This is a genomic window from Streptomyces sp. NPDC094448 (assembly GCF_044763775.1).
Taxonomy (GTDB): Bacteria; Actinomycetota; Actinomycetes; order Streptomycetales; family Streptomycetaceae; genus Streptomyces.
This window is the reverse complement of sequence record NZ_JBIWGU010000032.1, coordinates 1-3,901: the sequence shown is the minus strand read 5'-3', so window position 1 is coordinate 3,901 and position 3,901 is coordinate 1. Positions and strand designations below refer to the sequence as shown.

General features: G+C 70.4%; 1 protein-coding gene. It reads right to left on the bottom strand.

What is annotated here, in order from left to right; translation table 11 throughout:
* On the bottom strand, window positions 1-3,901 hold a 3,901-nt coding region (locus tag ACIQ9E_RS29710; RefSeq protein ID WP_403712300.1), incomplete at both ends, for a beta-ketoacyl synthase N-terminal-like domain-containing protein.

The window sequence follows — 3,901 nt, the reverse complement described above, 5'->3', positions numbered from 1 at the left end:
CCACCAGCGAGAGCGAAACCGCATCCTCACCCACCGGCACCATCCGCGCCCGCACCACCGAAGCACCCGCCGCATGCAACGAAACCCCACGCCACACCACCGGCACCAACTCCCCCTCCCCCACAACCACCCGCACCACCTCAGCCAACAACGCCGGATGCAGACCGTAGAGCCCCGCGTCCTCGCCTCGGCCGGGCAGGGACGCGCCGACCTGCTCACCGTCGTCTGCCAGGCCGACGGCGGGCGCCTCAGTCGTCAGACGTCCGGTGGCATGGCAGGTCCACGGTCCGTCGGGTGTCTCCTCGGGCCGGGAGTAGCAGCCGACCGTACGGACCCCGGCCTCGCCGGGAGCACCGACCGTCACCTGGACGACCACGGCTCCCGCCCCGGGCAGGACCAGCGGATGTTCGGTGAGGGTCAGTTCCGCGATGTGCTCACAGGCGGCCTCTTCCCCGGCTCGCAGCACCATGTCCAGCAGGCCTTCGCCCGGGAAGACGGCCACCCCGTCGACGAGGTGGTCCGCGAGCCACGGCAACGCCGCCAAGGACAGCCGGCCGGTGAGCAACATGCTGCCGCCGGAGTCGGCGGGGGTCACCGCCGCGCCCAGGAGGGCGTGCCCGGTCGGCGCGAGGCCGGCACCCGCCACATCGCCCGTTCGGACGGCCGGTACGGGCCAGTACCGCTCGCGCTGGAAGGCGTACGTCGGCAGATCCACGTACCGGGCGCCGGTACCGTCGTACCAACGCTCCCAGTCGACCGCCACGCCCGCGCAGTGCAGCCTGGCCAGCCCTTCGACGAGGGTCCTCTCCTCTCCCCGGTCCTTGCGCAGTACAGGGACCGCGGCCATGGCTTCCACGCTCAGCCGGGCGAGCGCGCAGAGGGTTCCGTCCGGGCCGAGTTCCAGGAACGTGTCGGCGCCCTGGTCGGCCAGTGAACGTACCGCGTCGGCGAACCGTACGGTGTCCCGGACGTGCCGCACCCAGTACTCCGGATCGCACACCACCTCCGCATCAGCGGCCAGCGCAATCTCCGGCGCCGAGAACGACAGCCCCGACACCACCGCACGGAACTCGTCCAGCATCGGATCCATCAACGGCGAATGGAACGCATGCGAAACCCGCAGCCGCGTGGTCCTGCGGCCCGTGCCCCGGAAGTGCGAGTCGATCCTTTCGACGGTCTCTTCGGTACCGGAGACGACCAGTGAGGAAGGACCGTTGACGGCGGCAATCGACACCGACTCGTTCAGAAGAGGACGGACTTCCTCCTCGGTGGCCTGGACGGCGAGCATCGCGCCGCCCTCGGGCAGGGCCTGCATCAGCCGACCTCGGGCCCCGACCAGCGTGCACGCGTCCGCCAGCGACAACACCCCCGCCACATGCGCCGCCGCGACCTCCCCCACCGAATGCCCCGCCACAAAACCCGGCCGCACCCCCAACCACTCCACCAGACGAAACAACGCCACCTCGACCGCAAACAACCCCGCCTGCGCAAACACCGTCCGATTCAGCTCATCCGCATCCTCACCCCACACCACCTCCCGCACCGGAACACCCAGCCCCGCACACACCGCATCAAAAGCCTCAGCAAACACCGGGAAACGCCCGTACAACTCCCGCCCCATCCCCAACCGCTGCGACCCCTGCCCCGAAAACAACACCCCAAGCGAACGCGAGGCAGCCACACCCCGAGCAACCTCCACCCCGTCCACCAACACCGCCCGATGCGCAAACCGCGCCCGCGAGGCCACCAGGGAGAAACCCACGTCCAGTCCGGACAGTGCCCTTCCCATCAGCTTCTGCACCTGTGCGTCGAGCGCCGCTTCGGACCGGCCCGACACCACCCAGGGCGTCACAGCCGCCGTATCCGACGGTGCCACCTCTGCTTCGACCGCCTGCTCCAGGACAATGTGCGCGTTGGTGCCGCTGAGGCCGAACGAGGAGACACCCGCCCGCCACGGCCGACCCGCCTCGGGCCAGGGCGTGTTCTCCGTGAGCAGCCGTACGCCGCCGGTCGTCCAGTCGACGTGCCGGGACGGCGCATCCACGTGCAGGGTGCGGGGCAGCACACCCTCCCGCATCGCCATCACCATCTTGATGACACCCGCCACACCGGCAGCGGCCTGCGTATGCCCGATATTCGACTTCACCGAACCCAGCCACAACGGCCGACCGCCCTCCCCCCGCTCCCGGCCGTACGTCGCCAGCAGCGCCTGCGCCTCGATCGGATCGCCCAGCGGCGTACCCGTACCGTGCCCCTCCACCACATCGACATCCGCCGCCGACAACCCGGCCGCCGCCAGCGCCTGCCGGATCACCCGCTGCTGCGACGGCCCGTTCGGCGCCGTCAGACCGTTCGAAGCGCCGTCCTGATTCACCGCCGAACCACGGACCACGGCCAGCACCCGGTGCCCATGGCGACGGGCATCCGAGAGCCGCTCAAGAACCAGTACGCCCACACCCTCCGACCACCCGGTGCCGTCGGCGGCGTCCGCGAACGCCTTGCACCGGCCGTCCCCCGCCAGCCCACCCTGCCGGCTGAAGCCGAGGAAGCTCATCGGCGTGGACAGGACGGTCACACCGCCGGCCAGGGCGAGCGTCGACTCTCCGCTGCGCAGCGATTGGACGGCCCAGTGCAGGGCGACCAGCGAGGAGGAGCAGGCGGTGTCCACGGTCACCGCCGGGCCCTCCAGCCCGAAGGTGTAGGACACCCGCCCGGAGATGACGCTGTTCGCCAGTCCCGTACTGGCGTGGCCTTCCACGTCCTCACGCGAGTTCATGACGAGGGAGGCGTAGTCCTGCCCGGTGGTGCCCACGAACACGCCGGTCCGGCTGGAACGCAGCCGGGACGGGTCGATCCCGGCCCGCTCGAACGCCTCCCAGGAGGTTTCCAGCAGCAGCCGCTGCTGCGGGTCCATGGCGAGGGCCTCGCGCGGAGAGATGCCGAAGAAGCCCGCGTCGAAGTCGCCCAGTGCGGAGAGGAATCCGCCGCGCCGGGTCGCGCTGGCTCCGCGGTTGCCGGGGGTGCTGTCGCCGAAGAGAGTGGCCAGGTCCCAGCCGCGGTCGGTGGGGAAGTCGGTCATCCCTTCCCGGCCTTCGAGAAGCATTTCGAACAACGCTTCCGGGGTGTCCACGCCGCCGGGCATCCGGCAGGCCATGCCGACGATCGCGATCGGTTCGTCGACCGCGGACACCACCGGCACGCCCGGCTCCACGGTCTGCTGCCTGTCGAGCAGTTCGGCGCGGAGATGCGCGGCGAGTGCCCGGGGAGTGGGGTAGTCGAAAACCAGGGTGGCGGAGAGCCGCAGGCCGGTGACGTGACTCAGCCGGTTGCGTAGTTCGAGTGCGGTGAGGGAGTCGACGCCCAGGTCCTGGAACTCCCGCTCCGGGTCGACCGTCGTCGCCGAGGTATGTCCGAGCACCCCGGCTGCTTCGGTTCGTACGAGGTCCAGCAGGTGCCGGAGCTGTTCCTCGTCGGCCAGGCCGGCGAGCCGCAGCCCGAGTGCACCGGCAGTCGTCGACACAGCCATCCGCCGGGCGCCCTTGAACAGCGCGCGGAACAGCGGAGGTACGGCTGTGCCCGGATGCTGTGTCGTCCCGATCCGGCCGAGGGGGACGAGGTGGGGGTGGTCGGTGGCCAGCGCCGTGTCGAGTAGCGCCAGACCCTGCTTGACGGAGAGCGGCTGAACACCGGAAGAGGCGATGCGCTGCCGGTCCGCTTCGGACAGGGTCGCGGTCATCCCGCCCGTCGGCACCCACGCACCCCAGGCCAGCGACTGCCCCGGCAGACCCTCCGCACGACGGTGCACAGCCAGCGCGTCCAGAAACACATTCGCAGCCGCATAACTGCCCTGCCCCGCCGAACCCATCACACCCGACACCGACGAGAACATCACAAACGCCGA